The sequence below is a fragment of the Microbulbifer halophilus genome, assembly GCF_026183675.1.
Taxonomy (GTDB): Bacteria; Pseudomonadota; Gammaproteobacteria; order Pseudomonadales; family Cellvibrionaceae; genus Microbulbifer; species Microbulbifer halophilus.
This window is the reverse complement of the sequence record NZ_JAPIVK010000009.1, coordinates 17,418-41,886: the sequence shown is the minus strand read 5'-3', so window position 1 is coordinate 41,886 and position 24,469 is coordinate 17,418. Positions and strand designations below refer to the sequence as shown.

Sequence of the window (24,469 nt, the reverse complement as noted above, 5' to 3'; positions counted from 1 at the left end):
GCCCGCTTGCCGAGCTGGGGCTCGGCGTTCCCGGCGGTAGCCCTCTCCCCTAGCCCCTCTCCCGGAGGGAGAGGGGGACAGTGGCCACGGGGCTTGGGAGAGGGCAGCCGGATCAGTCTCCGAGCATCGGCAAATCCAGCCCCTGCTCCCTCGCACAGTCTTTCGCGATGTCGTAACCCGCGTCCGCGTGGCGCATGACGCCGGTGGCCGGGTCGTTCCAGAGTACGCGCTCGATGCGCTTGCGCGCGGCTTCGGTACCGTCGCAGACGATCACCACACCGGCGTGCTGGGAAAAGCCCATGCCGACGCCGCCGCCGTGGTGGATCGAGACCCAGGTGGCGCCGGAGGCGGTGTTCAGCAGGGCGTTGAGCAGCGGCCAGTCGGAGACGGCGTCGCTGCCGTCCCGCATGGATTCGGTTTCGCGGTTGGGACTGGCCACGGAGCCGCTGTCGAGGTGGTCGCGGCCGATCACCACCGGCGCTTCCAGCTCGCCGCTGGCGACCATCTCGTTGAATGCCAGCGCCAGGCGCGCGCGGTCTTTCAGGCCCACCCAGCAGATGCGCGCCGGCAGGCCCTGGAAGTGGATGCGCTCGCGGGCCATATCCAGCCAGTTGTGCAGTTGCGGGTCGTCCGGGATCAGCTCCTTCACCTTGGCGTCGGTCTTGTAGATATCCTCCGGGTTGCCGGACAGCGCCGCCCAGCGGAAGGGGCCTACGCCCTGGCAGAAGAGCGGGCGGATATAGGCGGGCACGAAGCCGGGGAAATCGAAGGCGTTTTCCACGCCTTCTTCCAGTGCCATCTGGCGGATGTTGTTGCCGTAGTCGAGGGTGGCGGCACCACTTTTTTGCAGGTCCAGCATCGCCTGTACCTGCACGGCCATGGACTGCTTGGCCGCCTTCACTACCGCGGCTTCATCCTTCTGGCGCATCTCGGCGGCGTACTCCATGCTCCAGCCTTTCGGCAGGTAGCCGTTCAGCGGATCGTGGGCGGAAGTCTGGTCGGTGACGGAATCCGGGGTGATATTGCGCTCCACCAGTTCCGGGAAAATATCCGCGGCGTTGCCGAGCAGGCCCACGGAAATCGCTTCGCCCTTTTCCATCGCCGCGTGGATGATTTCCAGCGCCTCGTCGAGGCTGGTGGCTTTTTTGTCCAGGTAGCCGGTGCGCAGGCGGAAATCGATACGGGTCTCGTCGCACTCCACGGCGATCATGCAGAAGCCGGCCATGGTGGCCGCCAGCGGCTGGGCGCCGCCCATACCGCCGAGACCGCCGGTGAGGATCCATTTGCCCCTGGCCTCGCCGTCGAAGTGCTGGCGCGCCACCGCGGCGAAGGTTTCGTAGGTGCCCTGCACGATGCCCTGGGAGCCGATGTAGATCCAGGAGCCGGCGGTCATCTGGCCGTACATGGCCAGGCCCTTTTTATCCAGCTCGTTGAAGTGTTCCCAGTTGGCCCAGTGGGGCACCAGGTTGGAGTTGGCGATCAGTACCCGCGGCGCGTCGGCGTGGGTCCTGAACACGCCCACCGGTTTGCCGGATTGCACCAGCAGGGTTTCGTCGTCCTCGAGGCGTTTCAGTACCTCGACGATTTTGTCGTAGCATTCCCAGTCCCGCGCGGCGCGGCCGATACCGCCGTAGACCACCAGGTCTTCCGGGCGCTCGGCCACGTCCGGGTGCAGGTTGTTCATCAGCATGCGCAGCGGCGCTTCGGTGAGCCAGCTCCTGGCGTTCAGTTGGCTGCCGGTGGGGGCGGCGATTTGGCGGTTGGGGTCGTGGCGTTTGTCGGTCATGGTTGCCTCGCGAATCTCGGTAATTGTTTCGTCATCCCGGGCTCGACCCGGGATCCAGCGACGTGACCCGACAGCCTGGATTCCGGGTCGTTTCGTCATGCCGGACTCGATCCGGTACCGGAATGACGCTAGCGGGATTTAAAATCTCAGTTGCGCACCCAGCCGGTAGCGGTTGCCCGGGTGTACCAGCCGGGCAAAACTCACGGTGCCGGCGCGGCTCTTGGTGCGCCGCCAGATCTGCAGGCAGGCGCTGCCGGGCTCCACCTCCAGTGCCGTGCCCGTCTCGGTGTCGGCGGCAATCGCCTCAACGGTAGTGTCCGCCTCGGTCAGCGGTGCCACGCGGGACAGGTAGGCGTTGGGGGTGGTGGCGCTGAAGTCCTGCTGCAGGTAGTCCGGTACCAGCGCCGGATTGGTAAATCGCTCCTCCCACTGGATCGGCAGCCCGTTGTCCCGGTGGACGATGATCGAGTGAAATACCACTGCGCCCTCCGGCATGTTCAGGGCCCGGGCCACGTCGGCGGAGGCGGTGGTCTCGCGCAGCTGCAGGATGCGATTGCTGTAGCTGTGGCCGCGGGCCGAGACCTCGTCGGCGATATTGCGCACTTCCAGCAGCGAGCCCGCCGGCACCGGTTCGGCGACGAAGGTGCCCAGCCCCTGGGAGCGCATCAGTACGCCCTCGTCGGTCAGCTCGGTCAGCGCCCGGCGGGCAGTCATGCGGCTGACATCGAATCCCCGCGCCAGGTCGTTTTCCGACGGCACGCGGAAGTGCACCGGCCATGCACCGGTTTCCACCTGCGCGCGGATATGGCGCTTGATGGCGGCGTAGCGGGGCTCGTTGGCCTGTGCCGGAGGTTCTTTAGCTCCGGCTGAGGGCTCTTTCCCCCTGGCTGAGGGCTCTTTATCGGGCTCTCTTGCAGTATTCATGGACTTCGGTAGAGTGCTGTTCGAGCTTGTATATGGTTGTATATACAAGATTGTTGTTACTATGGTGGCCGGCCCGATTGGTGTCAAGGCCCGGTCGGCCGCCGGGTTGAAAACCGCTCGTCCATAAAGGCGAGCGACTATGGTTACAGATGAGGAAAACCGCGCCGCCGGATCTCGCGCGGGCGCCGGGAAAGAAGGTCTATGACAGAACGCTGCGATCTGCTGATTACCAATATCCACGCCGCCACCATGGATCCCTCCATTGCCGGTGGCTACGGCGCCGTGGAGGATGCCGCGGTGGCGGTGACCGGCGGCAGGATCGTGTGGCTGGGGCCGCGCAGGGAACTGCCGGACACCGCCGCCGACAGGACCCTGGACGGCGAGGGCCAGTGGCTGACGCCAGGCCTGATCGACTGCCACACCCACCTGGTCTACGGCGGCCACCGCGCCGGCGAGTTTGCCCGCCGCCTGGGCGGCGAGAGCTACGAGGATGTGGCCCGCGCCGGCGGCGGGATTCTCTCCACCGTGCGCGCCACCCGCGCCGCCAGCGCCGAACAGCTCTACCGCGGCGCCGAGCCGCGCCTGCGGGCGCTGATGTCCGAGGGCGCCACCACCATCGAGGTGAAATCCGGCTACGGCCTGGAACTGGATACCGAGCTGAAGCAACTGAGCACCGCGCGCCGCCTGGCCCAGCACCACCCGGTGGATATCGTCACCACCTGCCTGGCCGCCCACGCCCTGCCGCCGGAATACGATGGCCGCGCGGACGAATATATCGACCTGGTGTGCGAACAGATTCTGCCGGCGGTGGCGAGGGAACAGCTCGCCGACGCCGTGGACATGTTCTGCGAAAAGATCGCCTTCTCCGTCGAGCAGTGCCAGCGGGTGATCGACGCCGCGAAAAAGCTCGACCTGCCGGTAAAGGTGCACGCGGAGCAGCTCGCCCGCACCGGCGCCACGGCCATGGCGGCGAAATCCAGCGCGCTTTCGGCCGATCATATCGAATACATCACTGACGAGGACGTGGCGCTGATGGCCGACAGCGGCACTGTGGCGGTACTGCTGCCCGGCGCCTTCTACACCCTGAAGGAAACCCGCGTACCGCCGGTGGAAAAGCTGCGGGCTGCCGGCGTGTCCATGGCGCTGTCCACCGACCTGAACCCGGGCAGCTGCCCGATCGCCTCGCTGCGGCTGATGATGAACATGGGCTGCAACCTGTTCGGCCTCACCCCGGCGGAGGCCCTGGCCGGCGTGACCCGCTCCGCCGCCCGCGCGCTGGGACTCTGCTGCTCCCGCGGCGTATTGCGTCCGGGACTGCGCGCCGATATGGCGCTGTGGCCGATGGATACGCCGGACCAACTGGCCTACGAACTGGGCGCACTGCAACCCGCACAGGTTTTCCTGGGAGGTAGAGATGTTACAGCTGGCTGATATGCGCCTGTGGAGCGGCCGCACCGACAGCGAGGACGGCCCCGCCGGCGAGCGCTGGCACCAGCGTATTTCGCCGCTGCAACTGGACAATCCGCCGGGCCTGGCAATTCTGGGTTTCGCCTCCGACGAGGGCGTGCGCCGTAACAAGGGCCGTATCGGCGCCGCCAAGGGGCCGCGTATCCTTCGCCTGGCCATGGCCGGCCTGCCCGCCACCTTCGACGCGCCGCTGTACGACGCCGGCAACGTGAAAGTGGAAAAGGAGGACCTGGAATCCGCCCAGGCCCTGCTCGGTGCGCGTATCACCGAGCTGCTGAGCGGCGGCCACTTCCCGCTGGTGCTGGGGGGCGGCCACGAGATCGCCTTCGGCAGCTACCAGGGTATCGCCCGCTGGATGCGCGAGGAACACCGGGACAAGACCCTCGGCATCATCAACTTCGACGCCCACCTGGACCTGCGTATCCCCAGCCCCAAGGGTTCCTCGGGAACGCCCTTCTACCAGATCGCCGAACAGTGCGAGATCAACGGCCGCCCCTTCAACTACCTCTGCGTCGGCGCCGCCGACAACGCCAATACCCCGGCGCTCTACCATCGCGCCGACGAACTGGGGGCGGAAGTGATCCGCGATCGCGAAATCACCAGTTGGCATCTGCAGCGGGTGCAGGAACGCATACTGCGCTTTATCCAGGGGGTCGATTTCGTCTACCTGACCGTCTGCTTCGACGTCTTCCCGGCCGCGGTGATGCCGGCGGTCAGTGCGCCATCCGGCCGCGGCGTACCGCTGGAACTGTTCGAGCCATTGCTCGACACAGTACTGGAAACCGGCAAGGTCTGCCTGGCCGATATGGCCGAGTTCAATCCCTATTTCGATATCGAGGACCACGCCGCGCGCACGGCGGCGCGGATCGGCTTCCAGATTGCCAACGGGGTGACCTGATAGCGTAGGGATGGCGGAATTGATTCCAGCAGACAGCTTTAAGGCACTGCACGTCCAGACATTTTTTCCGGAGCCTCGCCTGAGGCCCTGGATCCAGTGCTACTGGATTCTGGGTGGCCAAGGCGGCGTCGGCACCGCAGCGCGGGAGAAGCTGTACCCCGATGCCGGCAGCAGCCTCACCATCGATCTCTCCGCAGGCCAGCCGGTAATTACCTTTACGTCCAACCGGGTCACCAAGGTCGAGGTCTTTCGCAGTAACCAGCAACTGATCGGTGTTCGCTTCAACCCGTCCGGCAGCTTCTACCTGCTCGACCTGGATCCGCAGATGTTCGGCGATCGGCAGTATGTGTTGGGTGGGGATCTGCAACCCGCCTGGTACCGCAGCTTTATGTCGCTTATGGACAGAATCTACCCGCTGACTATGTCCGGGCGTGTTGCGGGGATCCGGAGCTGGCTAACCCATCGGCTGCAAAAGCTAGATGCGCAGGAGCGGGATATGCGCACCATTCAGGGAATCGTTGCACAGTCAAAACTTATGAACTCCGTACCGCAGCTCTGTGAACAGCTGGGTATGAACCGCAGAACCCTGGAGAGAAAACTGCGGCGTCAAATAGGAGTCAGTCCGGCCGAACTGATCCAGTTCGGCCGCATGTATCGGGCGCGTTATGGCTTGATACACACCCCGGCGTCGATCGGGGATGTTGCCCAGGATTGCGGCTTCTTCGACCAGGCGCACTTCACGCGAGCATTCCGGCGCTATACGCTGGAGACGCCTGGCTCCTACCGAAAGCGCAAGGTGTCGCAGATTTACAATAAATAGCGTCTGTCCACCCCTACACTGCATGGCAATGTAAATCGGCTGTGGGTAATCAGTATGAGTGAGCGTTTGGCACGACAGGCTTTCTATGAACTCGGTCCCCGGATCACCAGTAGCCTGCTGGCCCTGGGTAAGACCGATCAACAATCTACTCTGGAAAAAAGACTCTGTACTCTGGTGAGGCTGCGAGTATCGCAAATCAACGCATGCTGTTTCTGCCTGCATATGCACTCTCAGGAATTGCGCGAAGTTGGCGAGCAACAGGCACGGCTGGACGTTCTGTCCGCCTGGCGCGAGGCGAACTGCTTCTCCGGGCGCGAAAGATCGGCGCTGGCCCTGGCAGAGTCCATTACTCGCATAGCAGAGGGTGGTGTCACCGACGAAATATACCAGCAATGCCTGCGGGAATTTGGTGAGCGCGATCTTTTAGAGCTAATGGCCGTTATTCTGGAAATCAACAGCTGGAACCGAGTGTCGGTCAGCCTGGGTTTTCAGCCTGATATTCGGTAGCGGTAAGCCGGAGGCCCTCCGGTTAAATCAAAATTTACGAATGTTGATTGCAGGATTCTATTCGGGATACTGGGTGAGCAGTCTGGTATTTTCAGGGGAAACCAATGATCGATAAATTTCATAATCTGTTGGGAGTGGTTAGCAGCATTGCATTTCTGTCGGGCAGTATTCTGTTTTTACCGGAATTCTCACAGTATGCTGTTGCCGGCGTCTGGCTTTTTGCGCTTGGATCCCTGTTAATGCTGATGACCACTGCCCATAATGCCCTTCGCTCGTAGCGTTAACGAGATGTGGGATATCATTCTGTTCTCCGAATTGCGAAGAGCCCCGAAACTTGAGTCTTAAAAATTGCGCCTGACCGTCAGGCTGCCGAGTTGCGGGAGCTTTGATTGCCCGCTGAACTTCCGCGAACGCAGATAGCGCGCAAAAGCCAGTTGCCACTTGCCGTAAGTGGCCGCGATACCCAGGCCCAGGTCGGCGACGAAAGGCTTGCGGTCGACGCTGTGGCTGTCCTTCCAGGTATTGCCCTCGAAGGTGATGCGGTGCGCCACCAGGCGCAGATCCGCGATGACAAAACCGTGCACCTGCCACTTTGGAGAATAACCACGGGATCGCTGTGGCGCGCTGTTGAGGGCGACGGGCAGCAGCGGCGCACTGCCGAAGTTGTCCGGTAGCTGCGGGCCGAATCGCCACTCTACACCGGCATTGGCGGATGTCTCCAGATTGCCGATACTGCCGCCGCCGTGCAGTATCAGGTCGGACTGCCAGTTTTCCCGCGGACTCGGGGACAGGCGGTAGCGCCGCAGCCACTGAGACCGGATACGGAATACCACCTCGTCCGATAGCTGGTTGTCCCAGCCGCGAAAACGCTCGGAACCCGCCAGGCTGTGGACCGCCTTCTGCAGCGGTTCCGCCTGCGCCGAGGGACCGACGATACCCAGGTCGATACCGGTGGTCCGCATGCGATTGCCGCGTCGCCCGTTATAGTCGGCCCCGAAAACCAGCAGGCCGGCGTAGGGCCTGTCGTCCTCGACCAGTTCCTCCTGTCGCCAGTCGCCGGGAGTGAAGATGCCGTGCCCCACACTGACCGCCATGTTGTAGGCGGAAAATCCCCGCGGCTGCAGCCAGGTGGTGGCGCGATTCAGCAGGCGGTAACCCGCCGACAGTCGCCGATCCCGAAAGTGGTCGACGGTCTGCGACAGGAAGCCCACCTCGACGCCGTTGGAATAGCCGCGGTCACTGCCGGCAAAAAGGTCGTTGTCGATGCGCAGCGTGACAGCCTGCAGGGAGGAATCAGGCTCCGCGCTGTCCGCCTTTGCGTCGGAAACCGAGAGCGCGACAAAACAGGTTATCCCCAGCAGCAGAAGCCCAATCAGCGTTCGGCTTGCCTTTCGCCGGGCGAAAGCGTTGTCGGGAGATGAATTCTTGCTGGCGGAAAAACTGCTTTGCATCGGTTACTTCTGGTGTGGTCGATCTGAAGGCTGGACAGAAGGTCGGGACCCGGCAGGGGCCGTCGGGAGCGGATCGATCAGCCGGGGTTTCGGCCATGAGCTATCCCGGCCGGGTATGGATTCTGGGGGAAGGGCGGGAATTCCGGTTAACCGGGATCTGCGAAATAATTGCTCGATTCTGCGGGGCGCCGGCGGCGGGTCCGGTTTTGCCCGCGACCGGCCGGTTTCGGTTTCAGGTATCCACGTGCAAACGCACATCCACATTGTTGCGGGTGGCGTTGGAATAGGGGCAGACGCGGTGCGCTTTGGCCACGAGGCCCTCCGCCTGTTGCCGCTCCAGCCCCGGCAGGGTCACGTACAGGTCGATATCCAGGCCGAAGCCTTCCCCGCTGGGCCCTATGCCCACTTCGCCGCGGACGCTGGCGTCGTCCGGCACGGTTACTTTGTCACTGCCTGCGACCTTCTTCATCGCGCCGATAAAACAGGCGGAATAACCCGCCGCGAACAGTTGTTCCGGATTGGTGGCGCCGCCGGGACCGCCCATTGCCTCCGGCACCGCCAGTTTCACTTCCAGTTGGCCGTCCGATGACTCGGCCTTGCCGTCGCGACCGCCGGTAGCGGTGGCCACTGCCTTGTAGAGTATTTTCATGGTTTTTGCCTTCGCGGGATCGAGGTTTGCTTGAGAGGCGACAGTCTAGTCAAGGGAAGGATGATTGTGGTGTCGAGGCGGGGAGCCCTTTTCCGCTGCGATCCGTCTGCGCCGAAATTTCCTGTAAGTTTTCCGCACCCGCCGATACTGTAGGGCCCGATAACAGGGGGAATCCGCGTGAGCGCAGGGGATCAGTTGTTTCAGCAGTTAGTGAGCGATCACGGCGCCGGCATCGCCCGCGTCGCCGGCAGCTATGTGCGCAGCCGGGCCGAGCGCGAAGATCTGCTGCAGGATATCTGGCTGGCAATCTGGCGCGCACTGCCATCCTTTCGCGGCGACGCCAGCCTGAAGACCTTCGTCTTCCGTATCGCCCACAACCGCAGTGTCACCACCCTGGCGCGCCGGCGACCGGACGGGGCCGCCGCCGAGGAGATGGAACAGCTGGTGGATTCCTCTCCCGGCCCCGCCCAGCGGCTGGCGTCGCAGCGGGATTCCGAGCGCCTGCTGGCCGCCGTGCAGCGGCTGCCCCTGGGCCTGCGCCAGACCCTGACCCTGCGCCTGGAGGGGCTCAGCTATGCGGAAATCTCCGAAGTGCTGGGTATCAGCGAATCCAATGTGGCCGTGCGTCTGAACCGGGCGCGGCAAAGGCTCAGCGACCGGCTGGGCGGGAGAGATCATCGTGAATGACACCACCGAGCGGGACTGGCAGACCCTGCAAGAACTCTGGTGTGAGCAGCCCGTCGAGACACCGATACCGGCGGCAATCCGCCGCCGGGTGCAGTGGCAGGAACGGCGTCTGCGCATCGGCGCTGCGCTGGAATGGCTGGTGGCAGTGGGGCTCTGTGCCTACGCAATCACCTTCGCTGCCCGCGACTGGGCTCCGGCGGATATCTTCTGGGCACTGGTGGCCCTGGTGCTGGTGGGCTGGGCGTTGAGCTTTTCCATCGCCAACCGCCGCGACCTCTGGTGCCCGCCGGAGGAATCAACCAGTGCCTATATCGATCTGGCGCTGTTGCGGATCCAGCGCAAGCGCAATGCCATCCGCTTTGCCTGGCTGCTGTACGCCGTTGAGCTGGCGATCTTCCTGTTGTGGGAACTGCTGTCGCAAATTGGCTGGCTGGAGCCGCTGTTTACAGCCGATTCCGGGCGCGCATTGCTGGTGGTCGGTGCGGCGACCCTGGTGCTCGGCGGCTGGAGCCTGTTTGCCTGGCTGGGCAGTGCGCGTCAGCTGCGGTTGTTCAAGGAACTGCAGAAGCAGAATGTCAGCTTTGTGTAAGAAAGTCTTCCCGGCAGTGACTGTAGTCAGTGAACACAGGTCGGGAGAGGAAAAATGCACTGGAACAATCTACTGGGAAACCTGCTTCTGATCGGCATTCTGCTGCTGTTGCTGGCCGGCCTGCGGGATGTCCGCGACGAGTCGGACAGCCCCGCGCACTATCCGCTGTTGCGTGTGGCACAGACGCCGGCGACCCCGCGAAAACTGTGTTCGCTCCTGTCATGATTCATTGAGGATATCGATAATGTTGACCGATCTCGGCCAGATGTGGGCGGACTTCACCACCGCCATTCAGAGCCTGGGCCTGCTGAAAGGCGCACTGTTTGTGCTTTTCTTTTTCGCGATCTGGTTTTTGCCGGCGATTATCGCGCTGTTTCGCAACCGCCGTCACCTGGGCAGGATCTTTGTCGCCAATATTCCGGCCATCGTTTCCTGGGTGGCCTGGTTGGCGCTGATCGTGTGGGCGTTTACCGGTGAGCGCAAACGGGATGGGGGAGAAAACAGCGGACGGGCAGATGCCGACAAGCCGGCCGCTTAGCGGCCCGTTTCCTCGGGCCGCAGGGTCAACACTTCGCAGCCGCCGGCGGTCACCAGTACCGTGTGCTCCCACTGGGCGGACAGCTTTTTGTCGCGGGTGATCACCGTCCAGCCGTCTTTCTTGAGCTTGGTTTTGCGGCTGCCCTGGTTGATCATCGGTTCGATGGTAAAGGTCATGCCCTCGCGCAGTACCGGCCCGGTACCGGGCCGGCCGAAGTGCAACACCTGCGGCTCCTCGTGCATGTCGCGGCCGATGCCGTGGCCGCAGTACTCCCGCACCACGCTGTAGCCGGCGCCCTCCGCACAGCGCTGGATGGCGCTGCCGATATCGCCGAGCCGCGCGCCCGGGCGCACGGTCTCGATACCACGCCACATGGCGTCGTAAGTGATCTGCACCAGCCGCCGCGCCGCCGGCGATACCCTGCCCACCAGATACATCTTGCTGGAGTCCGCGATAAAACCGCCGTTCTCCAGGGTGATATCCAGATTGACGATATCGCCATTCTTCAGCCGCTGCGACACTCTGGGCATACCGTGGCACACCACCTCGTTGACAGAGGTGTTCAGGACATAGGGGTAGTCGTACTGCCCCTTGCTGGCGGGGCGGGAGTGCAGCTCGTCGACGATAAAGCGCTCGACCCGGTTGTTGATTTCCATCGTCGACACGCCGGGGCCGACAAAATCGTCCAGCATACCGAACACCCGGCTCAGCAGTTGGCCGGCATTGCGCATCAGCGCCTGCTCGGCCGGCGTTTTTATCGGTGCGCTATTCACGGACCATCTCCGCCAGCGTGGGCGGTTCGGCGCGCAGCAGCTGCTTGCGCAGGTCGTCGTAGTGCAGGTCCGGATTCATTTCGGCCAGCATGCCCAGGCGGATCCAGAATTCCGCCTGCGAATTGATCGAGCGCGCCATCGCCGAGCTGGCCCGGCGGATCTCATCGTGCAGTTCGTCGGATATTTTGACGATACCCATCGTCGATACTCTTTGAAGAATTTATATGAAGTGTATATATAATGTATATTCAGTGCAAGGCGAAGTGGACGAAGAGCGATACGGGTGGCATCCGCTGGAATACAGGCACGGATGCCCAGTCCTTGTGAATGCTATCTGGTACGGCTATTCCGTGTGGTCGGGATGGCCGGTGTTCTGACAACAATTGATATTAAAGTGGGTGTTTTCAATGAACTGTCCATCGACGACGCCAGGATGGGCTGTCGCGCGTAACCTGCCCGGATTCGCCCGGGTAGACATGGCACCCGGGGAAGGCAGACTTTATGATGGGATGCGTATGACACCCTCCGCATAAAGGCAATAATATGACGTCCCGCTTCCATCCCCGCTTGGGGGCCTTTCCTTTCCCGCTACCGCTCCGCATACTTTTTGCCCTGTCTGCGGTACTTGTATTGCTGCAGGCGCCGCGTGTTGCGGCCGCGGATTACTCGGTGGCGCCGCGCCCGCAGTGGCTGCAGCCGGTAGAGTTGCCCGAGAGCGACGGCGATCCCGTTGGCGACAGCATCCGTTATCGGCTGGTGGATACCCAGGTCAATCTGACGGCGGAAAGGAAGGAGTGGTTTTATCGGGTGGCGATGCAGCCGCTGAATCAGCAGGGGCTGCAGCAGATCTCCAGTATCACCCTGGGCTTTGCCCCCGCCTACGAGGAGCTGGTGATCCACGATATCACCGTGCTCCGCGATGGTCGCCGTCTCGATCGCCTGGAAACGGCGGATATCAAACTGTTCCAGCAGGAAGACGAGCTGGATCAGGGTCTCTACGCCGAACGCTGGACGGCCATGCTGTTGCTGGACGACCTGCGGGCCGGTGACACCGTCGAGTACAGTTACACACTGCGCGGCTCCAACCCGGTACTGGGCGACAAGTTTTTCGGGCGCGAACTGCTGGCCTGGGGCGTCCCCGTCGAGCGGCTCTATATCGGTGTGCTGAGTCCCGCGGAGCAGCCGCTGCAACTGCGCGTTTCCGGCGGGCAGGACAGGCCCGGGATTGAAGTCCGGCAGCGAAGCGAGGGCGACAGGCGGCGCTACTCTGTCGACCTGCAGCGGCCGGAACCGGTGCGGACGGAAGACGGCATTCCCGAATGGCTCTCGCCCTTCCCGACACTGCAGTACAGCCAGTACCGGGACTGGCGCCAGGTGAATGCCTGGGCCGATGCGCTCTACCGGGAGCCCGGCGCACTGCCGCGGGAGTTTGCCGATATGCTGGCGGAGATGGAGGGCGATCCGGCGCAGAAGGCCGCGGCGGTCGCCCAGTGGATACAGAGCAATATCCGCTACTTCGGTATCGAACACGGTGTCAATTCCCACCGCCCGTCGGCGCCGGCTGAAACCTTCGATCGCCGTTTCGGCGACTGCAAGGACAAAACCGTGCTGCTGGTGGCCGCGCTGCGCCGGTTGGGGATCGAGGCGAGACCGGCGCTGGTTTCTTCCGTGAACAATCTCCACCTGGACGAGCGGCTGCCCTCGCCGGGCAATTTTGACCACGTTATCACTACCTTTACGCTGGACGGCAAGCGCTACTGGGTAGATCCCACCGACAACAGCCAGAGCGGTGCCCTGGAGGAAATGTCGCTGCCGGATTTCAACTGGGCACTGGTGGTGGACGGCGAGCGCGGTGAGCTCACCCCGATCGAAGCGCCGGTACAGAGCCAGCGCCAGGCGCGGGTGGCGGTGAAGGATACCCTGATCCTGGACGACAGCCGCAAGACCGCGACCCTGGAAGTCACCAGCCGCTACACCGGCTGGCGCGCCGAGGAAATGCGCTCCTACACCGGCTACCGCGACCGGGACACTCTGGAGGAGGAATTCCTCCAGCACTACTCACGCTATTTCTCCGACGTGGAAGTGCTGGAACCGGTGGAGGTCATCGACGGCGAAAATGGCAATACGCTGGTGCTGAAGGAAAAATATCGCCTGGGCAGCGTTGGCGACAATAGCAGCGGCAAAAACATGCTGGAGCTGGTGGCTTCCAATGTGGTGGACACGGTGCGCCTGCCCAACTCGCGCCAGCGCCGCCATCCATTTCGCCTGCCGGGGGAGCTGCAGATAGAGCAGACTCTGGAAATAATATCGCAGAAAGCGGGGGATATCCGCTGGTCCGAAACGGGCAGCGAGGAGGAGATCCGCAACCCCTGGTTTGAGTTCTCCTGGGACGTAACCAAGGGCGATAATAAAATCACCGTGCAGTACGACTACCGGTCCCGGCGCAAATCCGTACCCGCGACGGATTTCCCTGAGTACCTGGACCAGATTGATCGCATCGAGGATGACCTCAGTTACGTCATGTGGCTTTCGCCGGTGGCGGTTTCCGGGGAGGAGCGCCGCAGCCGCGCGCGCAACCTGGCGCGCGATCTGCTCGAGGGGCGGGCACCCGCGGGAGGTGCACAGTGAAAAACTGGATTGTGCCGCTGTCGCTGGCCGTCGCCATTGCCGGTTGCGCCAGCAAACCCAGGACCCTCGACCTGCCGGCGATGGAAACCCCGGAAATGCCGGTCGAGGAACCCGCTTTCGAGCCGCGGGATTCCGCCGATACCGTCCCCGCACCGGTCATGGATGTGGAAGCCTTCGCCGGCGCCGACGCGCAACTGGCGTCGCTGGCGGAGCGCATCTATGAAAATCCGGACGCGGTGCCCTATGCGGATTTCTGGGCGGCCTATCTGCAGAGCTCCAAAATCCATACCGCGGTCGCCGACCGCAACCGCTACCGCCGGGCCATCGCGGCACTGCCCGAGGGGGTCGACCGGTGTACCTCGATCGACTGGGAGCGGTGGGCGAATCGCAACTTCTTCGAACTGGAGCCCCACCTGGCGGCGCAGGACTGCTACGAACAGCGGGGAGAGACCGAAAAGGCCGACCGCCAGGCGCGCGCGGTACAGTATATCCTGCGCGGCGTGCTAGGCAGTGGCGATGGAAAAAGTACCGATACCGCCTATGAAATCGGCATACTCGACCAGGCCGAGGACATACTCGACCTGGCGGGCTACCGGGTGCTGGATACCTACCTGCTGCCGGTCCGGGACGGTATGGGACTCTACTATGTGGCGCAGGTGGAAGACCCGCAGGGCGGTGAGCAGCGCCATATCCACTTCGACAGCCAGCGCGCCATCCACAGCATTCTCGAGGTCGACTATCCCTTCGCCGGGCTCGACAACCTCTATATCACCCGCCTGCTGAAACCCCTGTCGGAAAACAGTACCGCCGCCATGATCGGCATGGGGCACTACCACGAACGCCGGGGCAACCGGCAAAAGGCCGTATCCTTCTATACGCGGGCCGCCGCCCACGGCAGCCAGATTGCGGAATACCGTCTCGGCCGCCTCTGCCTGGTGAGCGAGGATCCGGCTGACTTCCCGTCGGGAGACTGTGTGGACTTTATGCTGTCCGCGGCGGAGAAAGGGCACGCCGGGGCCATGTCCATGCTGGCCTATCTCTACCGGGAAGGGATCGGCGTCGAGGCCAGCGAGGCGCTGGGGGAGCAGTTCCTGCAGGCCGCCCGCCAGAGGCTGGCGCCGGGGCAGGCGGACCTGGAATTTGCCCGATACTATGCCGGTGACAGGCTGGTAGTGGATGCGCAGGTGAAGCTGGAATATCTCCGCAAAGCCGCTGCGCAGGGCAATCGGGAAGCGCAGCTTGCGTTGCTCGGTCGGCAGGAGGGCGACCTGTGGTTGGCGGATGCGGAAAAAGTCATGCCGCCGCTGCGGGATCTCGCCGAGCAGGGTTATACCCCGGCGCGCCTTCTGTACGCGAATCGCGTGTTTTCCGAAATGGCCAATTACAGAGAGGAACAGCGGGCGCTGGCGCGGCAATTCCTCGACGCCGCCCTGGCGGTCAACTCCCGCGCCGCCCACTCGATGCAGGGCAGCTTTCTCCAGAGCGGCCTGCTGGGGCGGCGGGATTTTGCCGAAGCCGAGCGGCACTACATGCACAGTGCAATGATGCCCGGCGCCCAGATGGGCATGGCAAAACTGCATCGCCAGCAGCGCCTGCCGGATTCCGACCCGACCATGACGGCGCTCTGGTACATGATGTGTGCGAAGGTGGAAGTGCCTGAATGCCTCTACCAATTGGGCAGGCTCTTTCGCAGCGGCGAGGGCGTGGAGCGCGACCCGTCCATCGCCGCGACACTGTTTTCCCGAGCGGCCGACAGGGGACACCGGATGGCCCGGGCGGAAGTGGAGAAAACGGGATCGGAATAACCGTCGCCGCGCGCAGTCCCCTCTCCCACCGGGAGAGGGTTAGGGAGAGGGGCCGGTGCGCACGGCGCACCCTACGCGAAGAGGCTGCCGCGCAGTGGGGAATCGGGGGGAACTATGAGCGATATTTTTGCAGCCGCGAGATTGCGATATGTGATTCCGGTGGTCATTGGCGGTTCGATTTTGCCCTATGTTCTGCTGCCTGTGGAGTATATTGACCGGGTCACCATCGGCACGGTATTCCTGGAGTTTCTGTCGCTGGCAATGATTTATCTCCTGCTGCATACGATCTGGCTTTCCGGGCACAAATCGTCGGAAATTTTCGGTGAGCGCCCGGAGTTGCAGACTGCCGGGACGCCAGACGCCGTTTCACGCCTGATTACGCGCCTGTGTCGATAATGCAGCGGCTCCGCGCCGCCCTTTACAGAGACTCGGTGTAACGGGCATCCCCCGGCGCCCGGGCGTGCGGATAGTTTGCTGTTCGCCGCTGGAACTTCAGTATCGCCGGGTTGCGGATGCGGCCGTTGCGGATTTCGATAGCGCGGGAGAGGGTCTCGTTTTCATCCCAGGCGGATTTCCCCGAGAGGATGGTCTCGAGGAACGGCAGCAGCGCCTCGCTGATCTCCCAGGTGGATGCGTTCCACAGGTAAGAGGGGCTGTGGTCCACGGCGTAGTAGTCGATATGCTCGCCCACAGTGAACATCGGCTCGGTAAAGGTTGTGGGGCGCGCCCAACTGAAACCCATGCCCCGATCACAGGAGACATCGACTATCAGGCTGCCCGGCCGGAAGATGGCGAGATCCTCGCTGTTCAGGTACATCAGCGGGTTGTTCGGGTCCTGAAGTGTGCAATTGACCACGATGTCGCTGTCGGCCAGAAAGGGGGCCAGTGGCACCGGTCCGCGCTCGGTAATGACCTGGCTGAGAAAGGGCGCCTCGTCATCGTGATCGAACTGGGCGATGCGCACCGAGTGGATGGGGGCCCCTACCGCGGCCACTTTTCGATTGGTCAGCACCTGGACATCGTGAATACCCAGGGCGTTGAGGGCGGTCACTGCTCCGCGGGCGGTGGCGCCGAAGCCGATCACCACGGCGCTCAGCCGCGGGCCGTAATCACCGGTTGAACCGGTCAACGCCAGGGCGTGGAGAACGGAACAATAGCCGGCCAGCTCGTTGTTTTTGTGGAAGGCGTGCAGGCCAAACCCTCCGTCCGTGGCCCAGTGGTTCATCGCTTCGAAAGCGATCAGTGTCAGCTGCTTGTCGATGGCGAGCTGGGTGATGTCGCTGTCCTGGACACAGTGTGGCCAGCCCCACAGGGTCTGCCCATCCCGCAGTTCCACAAGGTCTTGCAGCTGTGGTTTGGGAAGCAGGACCACATCGGAATCGGCGATCAGTTGCCCGCGGCTCGTCACCCTTCCCACCAGGGCCTCCAGGCGCGCATCGGAAACGCCGAAAGGGATGCCGTAGCCCCGCTCCAGCAGCATATTCTGCCTCAGCTCCGGTGGGATGCGCTGCAGGTGCCGCGGGTGGATCGGCAGGCGGCGTTCGCTGGGTTTGCGCGAGGTGGCGGGGACTCCGAGTGTCAGTCGGTCGCCGGTTGCCGCCGGTCCGCGGGAGAAACTGGCAGCGGTGTCTGTGCGGGGCGTGTCGGTGAGTGGATCCTGTGGTGTATTTCCGGGTTTCCCGGCGAGGGGGGTGTCAGTCATGATCGTTCCTGTGGCGGAGCCGCAAAGGCTCCTGGTCACCAACCATACACCCCCCGGGGGACTGAGTCGCCTCTCTTGACGCAGCGGGTCGCCCGTCGGGCATTGTGGGGCTTCCCCCCGGCCCGACGCACCCGAACTCGGACGTAATGGCCCCGCGCCGGCCGCAGTGATATTCATTGGCGGTCGACCGAAAAGGGGAATACACCGTGCGCAGCTTCAGCTTTTCCACCACCAATACCATTCTCAACGAACCCGGCGCCGCGGCGCGTCTGGGTGAAATCTGCGCCGAGCGGGAGGCCCGCTCGGTGGTACTGGTGACAGACGCCGGCATTGTGGATGCCGGGCTGCTGGACGAGGTGGTGTCCGGCTTCGGCAGCGCCGGCGTGGAAATCGGGCTCTTCGACGGTGTGGAGGCGGACCCGTCGGACGCTACTGTGCTGAAGGCGGTGGCCACGGCGCGGGAGACCGGGGCCGAGCTGGTGATCGGCTTCGGCGGCGGCAGCTCCATGGATGTGGCCAAGCTGGTGGCGGTGCTGGCGCACCCGCACTGCGACCAGTCCCTGGATCAGCTCTACGGTGTCGGCAATGCCCGCGGGCCGCGACTGCCGCTGGTGCAGGTGCCCACCACCGCCGGTACCGGCTCGGAGGTTACCCCCATTTCCATCGTCACCACCGGCGAGACCACCAAGGCCGGCGTGGTGTCGCCGGTACTGCAGCCGGATATCGCACTGCTGGACGCAAAGCTGACCCTGGGCCTGCCGCCCCATGTCACCGCCGCCACCGGCGTGGATGCCATGGTGCACGCGATCGAGGCCTATACCTCGGCGATAAAGAAAAACCCGCTGTCGGATATGCTGGCCCGAGAGGGGCTGCAACTGCTGGCGCGCAATATCGTCACCGCCGTGCACCATGGCGACAATCTCGAGGCCCGCGGCAATATGCTGCTGGGCGCACTGCTGGCCGGCCAGGCCTTCGCCAACGCGCCGGTGGCGGCGGTGCACGCACTGGCCTATCCCCTCGGTGGGCATTTCCATATCCCCCACGGCCTCAGCAATTCGCTGGTGTTGCCCCACGTACTGCGCTTCAACGCGCCGGCCTGCCCCGAGCTGTACGCGGAGCTGGCGCCGATCATCATGGGCGACGATTTCGTGCCGGGCGCCAATGTCGAGGTGGTGGAAAACCTGATTACCTGGATCGACGGGCTGATCGAAGCGGTGCGCCTGCCGAATCGGTTGCGGGATTGCGGTGTGCCGGAGAATTTTATCGAGCGGCTCGCCGCCGACGCCATGGAGCAGCAGCGCCTGCTGGTCAACAACCCGCGCCCGGTTTCCGAAGCCGATGCCGCGGCGATATACACAGCCGCGTTTTAACCGGAGCAGAGAAACCGCATGTCAGAAAATACCGCCATCGCGCGCAGCGACTACCGGGTCTTCTATCCCATCACCACTCGCTGGATGGACAACGATATCTACGGCCATGTGAACAACGTCACCTACTATTCGTATTTCGACAGCGCGGTAAACCGCTACCTGATCGAGGAGGGTGGCCTGGATATCCACAGTGCGCCGATAGTGGGTTTTGTGGTGAATTCCAGTTGCGATTACCGCGCACCGGTTGCCTATCCGCAGGAGATCGAGGCGGGGCTGCGTGTGGCCAGGCTGGGCAATTCCTCGGTCACCTACCAGGTGGGTATTTTCCGGCGCGGCGAGGAGTCCGCCTGTGCGTGCGGCAGTTTTACCCACGTCTTTGTCGAGCGGGCGACCAATCGCTCGGTGCCGATTCCGGAGGCCATCCGCCGCGCGCTGCAGGCCATTCAGATGGAGAAAACAGAGTGAAAACCATTGACCCGAATCCCGACCGGTTTGCCGAGCTGCAGGAAGAGTTGCCGCAGGGCCAGCCGGTGGTCATGCTGAACCTGCTCCGCTTCCGCGAACAGGCCGATTACAAAAATGGCGAGCCAGCCTGCAGCGGCCGCGAGGCCTACCGGCGCTACGGCGAAAAAGCCGTCGCGCACCTGCAGGGTGTGGGGGCGAAGCTGGTTTGGCATGGCAATGCCAAAGCCAGCGTCATCGCCCCGCCGGACGAGCAGTGGGACGAGATACTGCTGGTGCGCTACCCGTCGGTCGAGAAATTTGTGGAAATGGTGACGGACCCGGATTACCGGGAACTGGCAAAACACCGCACCGCGGCGCTGGAGGATGCGCGCCTGGTCGCATCGCTGGAAAACACCTAGCCCGGATGGAGCGCAGCGGAATCCGGGCGGGGCGGCGAAACCACAAAACCCGGATTCCGGCGCTGCGCACCTGCATCCAGGCTAGGGGGTGATCGCGCCGGTTGCCCTGTCCGTAAGGGCAGCGATAGATTTTCTCGCGACTTGGTGTAGGGTGGATAAGTAACCGATTATCCTCTTCCGCCGCGGCTGGACACCATGATATCACCCACTATTTGCACCGCATCTCTGGTATGGATCATCGCTATGGTCCTGCTACTGGCAAAGCCGCCCGCACACGCCGGAGGCGTCGACACTTTCACCAAAGATCTGGTTGATGCCGCGCTTTACCGGACAGGCCAGCAGGTGCGCTATGACGGCGCCTATGTCGCCATCCCCTACCCGAATGGCGATGTTCCCGAAGACACGGGTGTCTGCACCGATGTGATTATCCGCTCCTACCGGGCCATAGGCTCCGATCTGCAAGTGCTGGTACACGAGGATATGGCGGATAACTTCGGCGCATACCCGTCGAAGCGTATCTGGGGACTTTCCGCTCCGGACCGCAATATCGACCACCGCCGGGCCCCCAACCTGCAGACGTTCTTCGCCCGCCACGGAACCGAGCTGGCGGTTACCGCACGCGGCGAGGATTACAGGCCGGGGGATATCGTGAGCTGGATGTTGCCGGGAAACCTGCCGCATATCGGTATAGTCACGGACCGGCATTCCGCCGAAACGGGGAATCCGTTGGTCGTACACAATATCGGTGCCGGTCCGCAGTTGGAGGATATGCTGTTCAACTACGAGATAAGCGGCCACTACCGCTATATCCCGGACAATTATCGTATGGAGTAGGAATCTGCTTGCAGGAGGACTCTCTCCGTAGGATGGGCAAAGGAGCGCAGCGACGTGCCCATCAACCCCGATCGATGGGTACGTTGCGTTTTTCCCATCTTACGCAGTGCTAACCGGAGCCCCTGTTTTGTCGGCGTTCGCGGAGCCCGCTTCAATCCTGGCGTGGTTGGAGTGAGCTCCGCGAAGGCCGACGAACAGGGCTCGGGGCCCACTCCAACCGCGCGGTCCGAGACTATTTCTTGCCTTTCATCGCCGCCGCCAGAATATCCCCCATGCTGCCGCGTCCGCCGCCCTGCTGCTGGCGGTTTTTGTTGTTGTGGCGCTGGGCCCGCTTGCCCTCCTGCTGGCCGCCTTTTTTCACGCCGCCGCTGCCCTGTTCGCCGGGTTCGTCACTCATGCGCATGGACAGGCCGATACGCTTGCGCGCCACGTCCACTTCCATCACCTTCACCTTGACGATCTCGCCGGCCTTGACCACCTCGTGCGGATCCTTGACGAACTTCTCCGACAGCGCGGAGATATGCACCAGCCCGTCCTGGTGTACGCCGATATCCACGAAGGCGCCGAAGTTGGTGACGTTGGTGACCGTACCTTCCAGCACCATGGCCGGGCGCAGGTCCTTGATTTCTTCTACGCCCTCTTCGAATCGGGCGGTGCGGAATTCCGGGCGCGGGTCGCGACCGGGTTTTTCCAGTTCGGCGATGATATCGGTGACCGTGGGCAGGCCGAACTTGTCGTCGGTGTAGTCCGCCGGATTCAGCTTGCGCAGGAAGCCGGAGTCGCCGATCAGGCTGTTGATCTCGCGGCCGTTCTTCTCCGCGATACGCTTGACCACCACATAGGCTTCCGGGTGCACGCCGGATCGGTCCAGCGGGTTTTCGCCGTTGTTGATGCGCAGGAAACCGGCTGCCTGTTCAAAGGCCTTGGGGCCCAGGCGCGAGACTTCCTTCAATTGCTTGCGGTCCCTGAAGGCGCCGTTCTGGTCGCGGTAGCTGACGATATTGTTGGCGATGGACGCACTGAGGCCGGATACGCGGGACAGCAGTGGCGCGGAGGCGGAATTCAGCTCGGCGCCGACGCCGTTGACGCAGTCCTCCACCACCGCGTCCAGGGAGCGCGCCAGTTGCGTCTGGGATACGTCGTGCTGGTACTGGCCCACGCCGATGGACTTGGGCTCGATCTTCACCAGCTCCGCCAGCGGATCCTGCAGTCGGCGGGCGATGGAGATGGCGCCGCGGATGGTCACGTCCAGGTCCGGGAATTCGCGTGCAGCGGATTCGGACGCCGAGTAAACCGAGGCGCCGGCCTCGTTCACCATTACCTTCTGCGCGGACAGCTTGTACTGCTTGATGGTGTCGCCGACGAATTTGTCGGTCTCGCGGCTGGCGGTGCCGTTGCCGATGGCGATCAGGCCCACATCGTATTTTTCGCACAGGGCGGCGATCACCGCGGCGGATTCGCGCGTGCGGTTCTGCGGCGGGGTGGGGAAGATGGCGGTGTGGTCCAGCATCTTTCCGGTGGCGTCCACCACCGCTACCTTGACGCCGGTGCGCAGGCCCGGGTCCAGGCCGATGGTGGCCTTCTGGCCGGCGGGTGCCGCCAGCAGCAGGTCCTTCAGGTTGCGGGAGAAGACCTTGATGGCCTCCTCCTCCGCTTTTTCGCGCAGCCCGCCCAGCAGGTCGGTTTCCAGGCTGGTCAGCAGCTTGATACGCCAGGTCCAGCGCACCACTTCATTCAGCCACTTGTCCGCCGGGCGGCCCTGATCGGAAATCTCCACGTGCTTGGCGATCATCAGCTCGCACGGGTGGGCCTGGCTGGGTGCGCGTTCCTCGTCGCCCTCGAGCCCCAGGTTGATGGCGAGGATCCCCTCGTTGCGGCCGCGGAAGATGGCCAGCGCGCGGTGGCTGGGGACTTTCGACCAGTCCTCGGCGTAGTCGAAGTAGTCGCGGAACTTGGCGCCTTCCTGTTCCTTGCCGTCCAGCAGCCTGGATTTCACCTGGCCGTCGCGCATGAGGAATTCCCGCAGCTTGCCCAGCAGCTCGGCGTCCTCGGCGAAGCGCTCCATGAGGATGAACTTGGCCCCGTCCAGCGCGGCCTTGGTGTCCTTGACGTGCAGGGAAGCGTCTTCGTTGTCGCTGCTGATATACGGCTGCGCCTGCTCTTCCGGGTTCAGGGTGGGGTCGTTGAAGAGCGCATCCGCCAGCGGCTCCAGGCCCGCCTCGATGGCGATCTGGCCCTTGGTGCGGCGCTTGGGCTTGTAGGGCAGGTAGAGGTCTTCCAGGCGGTTCTTGGTGTCGGCGGCATTGATCTGCTGCGCCAGTTCCGGGGTCAGCTTGCCCTGTTCGTCGATGCTTTTGAGGATGGTCGCGCGGCGCTCTTCCATCTCCCGCAGGTAGCGCAGCCGGTCTTCCAGGGTGCGCAGCTGGGTGTCGTCCAGGCCGCCGGTTACCTCTTTCCGGTAGCGGGAGATAAACGGCACCGTGGCACCTTCGTCCAGCAGGGCCACTGCGGCGGTTACCTGCTGTGAGCCTACATTCAGTTCTTCGGCGATTCGAACGTTGATATCCAACATCTTGTTTTTACATCCGTATTGCAGGGCTTGGTCTGTCTTTCATCCGCAGGAGCGTGATGGGCGGGCCTGCGGCCCGTCGCGGAGCTGGAGCCATCAGCGTTCCAGGGGCAAAGCTCCGCGTTCCCGGGACGCGCTCCCGCAAGGCAAATTCGGTGGCGCATTATGCGCGAGCCGGGCGCGCTGAGAAAGGTTTGCGACAGCCTTGCATTCAGTTGCGACGGCCTGCATCCGAAAAGGCTTCCCTCGTTGTCGAACTCCAGTAGAATGCGCTACTAGCCAAATTTTGATCAATTTTTCTCCCGTTCGGGTCGAGGGCATTTGTGAAATTTTCCAATAAAAATAAGCTTTTTGTGGCCGTTATTGTCGTTGGGGTCGCGATTATAGGCGCAGTGTTGGCTTTTCAGCCAAAACCTGAGGAAAAAGTCGCCGAGAAGGCGGTGCCGCCGGTGGCCGATGTGGTCTACGCGGATCCCGGCAGCCAAACGCTGCTGGTACCCAGCCAGGGCTCGGTGCGCGCGCGCCATGAGATCGAGCTGGTGGCCCGGGTCGGCGGCAGCATCCAGGAGGTCAGCGATGCCTTCGTGGCCGGCGGTTTCTTCGATGACGGCGAGGCGCTGGTACAGATAGAAGCGGCGGACTACCGCCACCAGCTGACCCGCGCCGAATCGCAGCTGGCCGAGGCCCGCTCCACCCTCGCCCAGGAACAGGGCCGCGCCAAACAGGCCAAGCGCGAGTGGCGCGACTTGGGCAGCGACGAGGCCAATGCCCTCTTCCTGCGCAAGCCGCAATTGTCCGCCGCCGAGGCCACGGTGGCCGCGGCCCGCGCCGATCGCAACCAGGCCAGGCTGGATCTGGAGCGCACCCGCGTGACGGCGCCCTTCGCCGGCCGCGTGGTGGAGACTTCTGTCGACCTGGGTCAATACGTGTCGCCCGGCACAGTCCTGGCCACGGTCCACAGTACCGGTATCGCCGAGGTGCGCCTGCCACTGACGGATCATCAGTTGTCCCTACTGGAGCTGCCGCTGGGCAAGGCGATCGAGAACGGCCCGGCGGTGCGCCTGCGCGCGCAGATGGCTGGCCAGCAGCGCCAGTGGCGCGGCCGGCTGGTGCGCACCGAGTCTGCCATCGATCCCAACAGCCGCTTCGTCTACGCCGTGGCCCAGGTGAAGGACCCCTACGCCGGCGATGCGCCGCTGATCAATGGCCTGTTCGTGGAGGTGGATATCGCCGGCAAGACCCTGGAGGGGATCTCGATCCTGCCGCGCAAGGCCCTGCACGAGGGCGATCACCTGCTGGTGCTGGACGCGGAGAACAAGCTGCACTTCAAGGAGGTGGAGCTGCTGCAGACTGTGGAAGAGGACGTCTGGGTGCGCGGCGATATCGCCCGCGGCGAGCAGGTGGTGGTTTCCAGCCTGGGCTACTCCCGCGAGGGCATGGTGCTGACACCCAATCCACTGAACGAGAAACCCAGGGGACTGCAGATTGGCGACGACAGCCAGCCGGATTCGCAATCGGCCCCCGACACCGAAGCGGCTGCTGACGACATCCGGCCGGTTGCGGATACCGATGCCGGTTCCGCTGCCGCCGCGCAGGGAGAGGGCTGATC

Annotated in this window: 25 protein-coding genes; 17 read left to right on the top strand and 8 right to left on the bottom strand. The window is 63.5% G+C overall.

Translation table 11 applies throughout. The features are described from left to right. Window positions 1-112 precede the first annotated feature (112 nt). Window positions 113-1,786, bottom strand: coding sequence for a urocanate hydratase (hutU, locus tag OQE62_RS06410; protein WP_265721177.1), 1,674 nt, complete (start codon window positions 1,784-1,786; stop codon window positions 113-115). Between the two features lie 138 nt (window positions 1,787-1,924). Next, entirely contained in the window at window positions 1,925-2,710 is a 786-nt protein-coding gene (gene hutC, locus OQE62_RS06405) for a histidine utilization repressor (RefSeq protein ID WP_265721176.1), read from the bottom strand. A gap of 201 nt (window positions 2,711-2,911) precedes the next feature. On the opposite strand from hutC, the gene hutI reads away from it, so the two are divergent. From hutI to OQE62_RS06380, 5 genes are all read left to right on the top strand, one after another. Continuing rightward, a complete protein-coding gene (hutI, locus tag OQE62_RS06400; protein WP_265721175.1) occupies window positions 2,912-4,141 on the top strand; it encodes an imidazolonepropionase in 1,230 nt (409 codons plus the stop codon). Then, window positions 4,125-5,075, top strand: a complete 951-nt coding sequence (gene hutG, locus OQE62_RS06395) for a formimidoylglutamase (protein ID WP_265721174.1) — start codon at window positions 4,125-4,127, stop codon at window positions 5,073-5,075. Before hutI ends, hutG begins: the two co-directional genes overlap by 17 nt. 10 nt (window positions 5,076-5,085) lie before the next feature. Next, a complete protein-coding gene (locus OQE62_RS06390) occupies window positions 5,086-5,895 on the top strand; it encodes a helix-turn-helix transcriptional regulator (protein ID WP_265721173.1) in 810 nt (269 codons plus the stop codon). 54 nt (window positions 5,896-5,949) lie between these two features. Continuing rightward, window positions 5,950-6,402 carry a carboxymuconolactone decarboxylase family protein gene (locus OQE62_RS06385; protein WP_265721172.1) on the top strand — a complete coding sequence of 151 codons (453 nt, stop codon included), beginning with the start codon at window positions 5,950-5,952 and terminating at the stop codon, window positions 6,400-6,402. A gap of 104 nt (window positions 6,403-6,506) precedes the next feature. Next, window positions 6,507-6,680: a YrhK family protein gene (locus OQE62_RS06380; protein WP_265721171.1), complete on the top strand. Its 174-nt coding sequence runs from the start codon at window positions 6,507-6,509 to the stop codon at window positions 6,678-6,680. 63 nt (window positions 6,681-6,743) lie between these two features. Here OQE62_RS06380 and OQE62_RS06375 read toward each other — a convergent pair whose 3' ends face one another. Together OQE62_RS06375 and OQE62_RS06370 are read right to left on the bottom strand one after the other, a co-directional pair. Further along, window positions 6,744-7,853 carry a lipid A deacylase LpxR family protein gene (locus tag OQE62_RS06375; RefSeq protein ID WP_265721170.1) on the bottom strand — a complete coding sequence of 370 codons (1,110 nt, stop codon included), beginning with the start codon at window positions 7,851-7,853 and terminating at the stop codon, window positions 6,744-6,746. 232 nt (window positions 7,854-8,085) lie between these two features. Beyond that, complete coding sequence (locus OQE62_RS06370) at window positions 8,086-8,502, bottom strand: organic hydroperoxide resistance protein (protein WP_265721169.1); 417 nt, start codon at window positions 8,500-8,502, stop codon at window positions 8,086-8,088. Window positions 8,503-8,697: 195 nt separating this feature from the next. Here OQE62_RS06370 and OQE62_RS06365 point away from each other — a divergent pair, with 195 nt between their 5' ends. From OQE62_RS06365 to OQE62_RS06350, 4 genes are read left to right on the top strand one after another with little or no spacing between them, the layout of a single operon-like run. Then, the gene (locus tag OQE62_RS06365) at window positions 8,698-9,189 is read left to right on the top strand and encodes an RNA polymerase sigma factor (protein WP_265721168.1); all 492 of its coding nucleotides are present in this window, start codon (window positions 8,698-8,700) and stop codon (window positions 9,187-9,189) included. Next, entirely contained in the window at window positions 9,182-9,778 is a 597-nt protein-coding gene (locus OQE62_RS06360) for a zinc ribbon domain-containing protein (protein WP_265721167.1), read from the top strand. Before OQE62_RS06365 ends, OQE62_RS06360 begins: the two co-directional genes overlap by 8 nt. A 54-nt stretch (window positions 9,779-9,832) precedes the next feature. Next, window positions 9,833-10,003: a hypothetical protein gene (locus OQE62_RS06355; protein WP_265721166.1), complete on the top strand. Its 171-nt coding sequence runs from the start codon at window positions 9,833-9,835 to the stop codon at window positions 10,001-10,003. Between the two features lie 19 nt (window positions 10,004-10,022). Beyond that, complete coding sequence (locus tag OQE62_RS06350; protein ID WP_265721165.1) at window positions 10,023-10,316, top strand: superinfection immunity protein; 294 nt, start codon at window positions 10,023-10,025, stop codon at window positions 10,314-10,316. On the opposite strand, the gene map is transcribed toward OQE62_RS06350, so the two are convergent. Together map and OQE62_RS06340 are read right to left on the bottom strand one after the other, a co-directional pair. After that, a complete protein-coding gene (map, locus tag OQE62_RS06345; protein WP_265721164.1) occupies window positions 10,313-11,089 on the bottom strand; it encodes a type I methionyl aminopeptidase in 777 nt (258 codons plus the stop codon). The two genes, OQE62_RS06350 and map, sit on opposite strands and share 4 nt — an antisense overlap. Further along, window positions 11,082-11,288 carry a ParD-like family protein gene (locus OQE62_RS06340; RefSeq protein WP_265721163.1) on the bottom strand — a complete coding sequence of 69 codons (207 nt, stop codon included), beginning with the start codon at window positions 11,286-11,288 and terminating at the stop codon, window positions 11,082-11,084. Before OQE62_RS06340 ends, map begins: the two co-directional genes overlap by 8 nt. A gap of 344 nt (window positions 11,289-11,632) precedes the next feature. Here OQE62_RS06340 and OQE62_RS06335 point away from each other — a divergent pair, with 344 nt between their 5' ends. The 3 genes from OQE62_RS06335 to OQE62_RS06325 all read left to right on the top strand — a co-directional run bounded on the left by OQE62_RS06335 (window position 11,633) and on the right by OQE62_RS06325 (window position 15,918). Beyond that, window positions 11,633-13,717 (top strand): DUF3857 domain-containing transglutaminase family protein, encoded by a 2,085-nt coding sequence (locus OQE62_RS06335; protein WP_265721162.1) that lies wholly within the window; start codon window positions 11,633-11,635, stop codon window positions 13,715-13,717. Beyond that, window positions 13,714-15,522: a hypothetical protein gene (locus tag OQE62_RS06330; protein ID WP_265721161.1), complete on the top strand. Its 1,809-nt coding sequence runs from the start codon at window positions 13,714-13,716 to the stop codon at window positions 15,520-15,522. Before OQE62_RS06335 ends, OQE62_RS06330 begins: the two co-directional genes overlap by 4 nt. 114 nt (window positions 15,523-15,636) lie before the next feature. Beyond that, window positions 15,637-15,918: a hypothetical protein gene (locus OQE62_RS06325; protein ID WP_265721160.1), complete on the top strand. Its 282-nt coding sequence runs from the start codon at window positions 15,637-15,639 to the stop codon at window positions 15,916-15,918. 22 nt (window positions 15,919-15,940) lie between these two features. Here the strand turns inward: OQE62_RS06325 and OQE62_RS06320 are convergent, their stop codons facing one another. After that, entirely contained in the window at window positions 15,941-17,224 is a 1,284-nt protein-coding gene (locus OQE62_RS06320) for a N(5)-(carboxyethyl)ornithine synthase (protein ID WP_265721159.1), read from the bottom strand. A gap of 176 nt (window positions 17,225-17,400) precedes the next feature. Between OQE62_RS06320 and OQE62_RS06315 the strand changes: the two genes are divergently transcribed. The 4 genes from OQE62_RS06315 to OQE62_RS06300 all read left to right on the top strand — a co-directional run bounded on the left by OQE62_RS06315 (window position 17,401) and on the right by OQE62_RS06300 (window position 20,291). After that, window positions 17,401-18,594: an iron-containing alcohol dehydrogenase gene (locus OQE62_RS06315; RefSeq protein WP_322746563.1), complete on the top strand. Its 1,194-nt coding sequence runs from the start codon at window positions 17,401-17,403 to the stop codon at window positions 18,592-18,594. Window positions 18,595-18,612: 18 nt separating this feature from the next. Then, on the top strand, window positions 18,613-19,059 hold the full coding sequence (locus OQE62_RS06310; protein WP_265721158.1) for an acyl-CoA thioesterase: 447 nt from the start codon (window positions 18,613-18,615) through the stop codon (window positions 19,057-19,059). Continuing rightward, entirely contained in the window at window positions 19,056-19,457 is a 402-nt protein-coding gene (locus tag OQE62_RS06305; protein WP_265721157.1) for a DUF1330 domain-containing protein, read from the top strand. Before OQE62_RS06310 ends, OQE62_RS06305 begins: the two co-directional genes overlap by 4 nt. Window positions 19,458-19,700: 243 nt before the next feature. After that, complete coding sequence (locus tag OQE62_RS06300; protein WP_265721156.1) at window positions 19,701-20,291, top strand: DUF1287 domain-containing protein; 591 nt, start codon at window positions 19,701-19,703, stop codon at window positions 20,289-20,291. A gap of 232 nt (window positions 20,292-20,523) precedes the next feature. Here OQE62_RS06300 and OQE62_RS06295 read toward each other — a convergent pair whose 3' ends face one another. Continuing rightward, window positions 20,524-22,863, bottom strand: a complete 2,340-nt coding sequence (locus OQE62_RS06295) for a Tex family protein (protein WP_265721155.1) — start codon at window positions 22,861-22,863, stop codon at window positions 20,524-20,526. A 389-nt stretch (window positions 22,864-23,252) separates the two neighbouring features. On the opposite strand from OQE62_RS06295, the gene OQE62_RS06290 reads away from it, so the two are divergent. Further along, window positions 23,253-24,467 carry an efflux RND transporter periplasmic adaptor subunit gene (locus OQE62_RS06290; RefSeq protein ID WP_265721154.1) on the top strand — a complete coding sequence of 405 codons (1,215 nt, stop codon included), beginning with the start codon at window positions 23,253-23,255 and terminating at the stop codon, window positions 24,465-24,467. The last annotated feature ends 2 nt before the right edge of the window (window positions 24,468-24,469 follow it).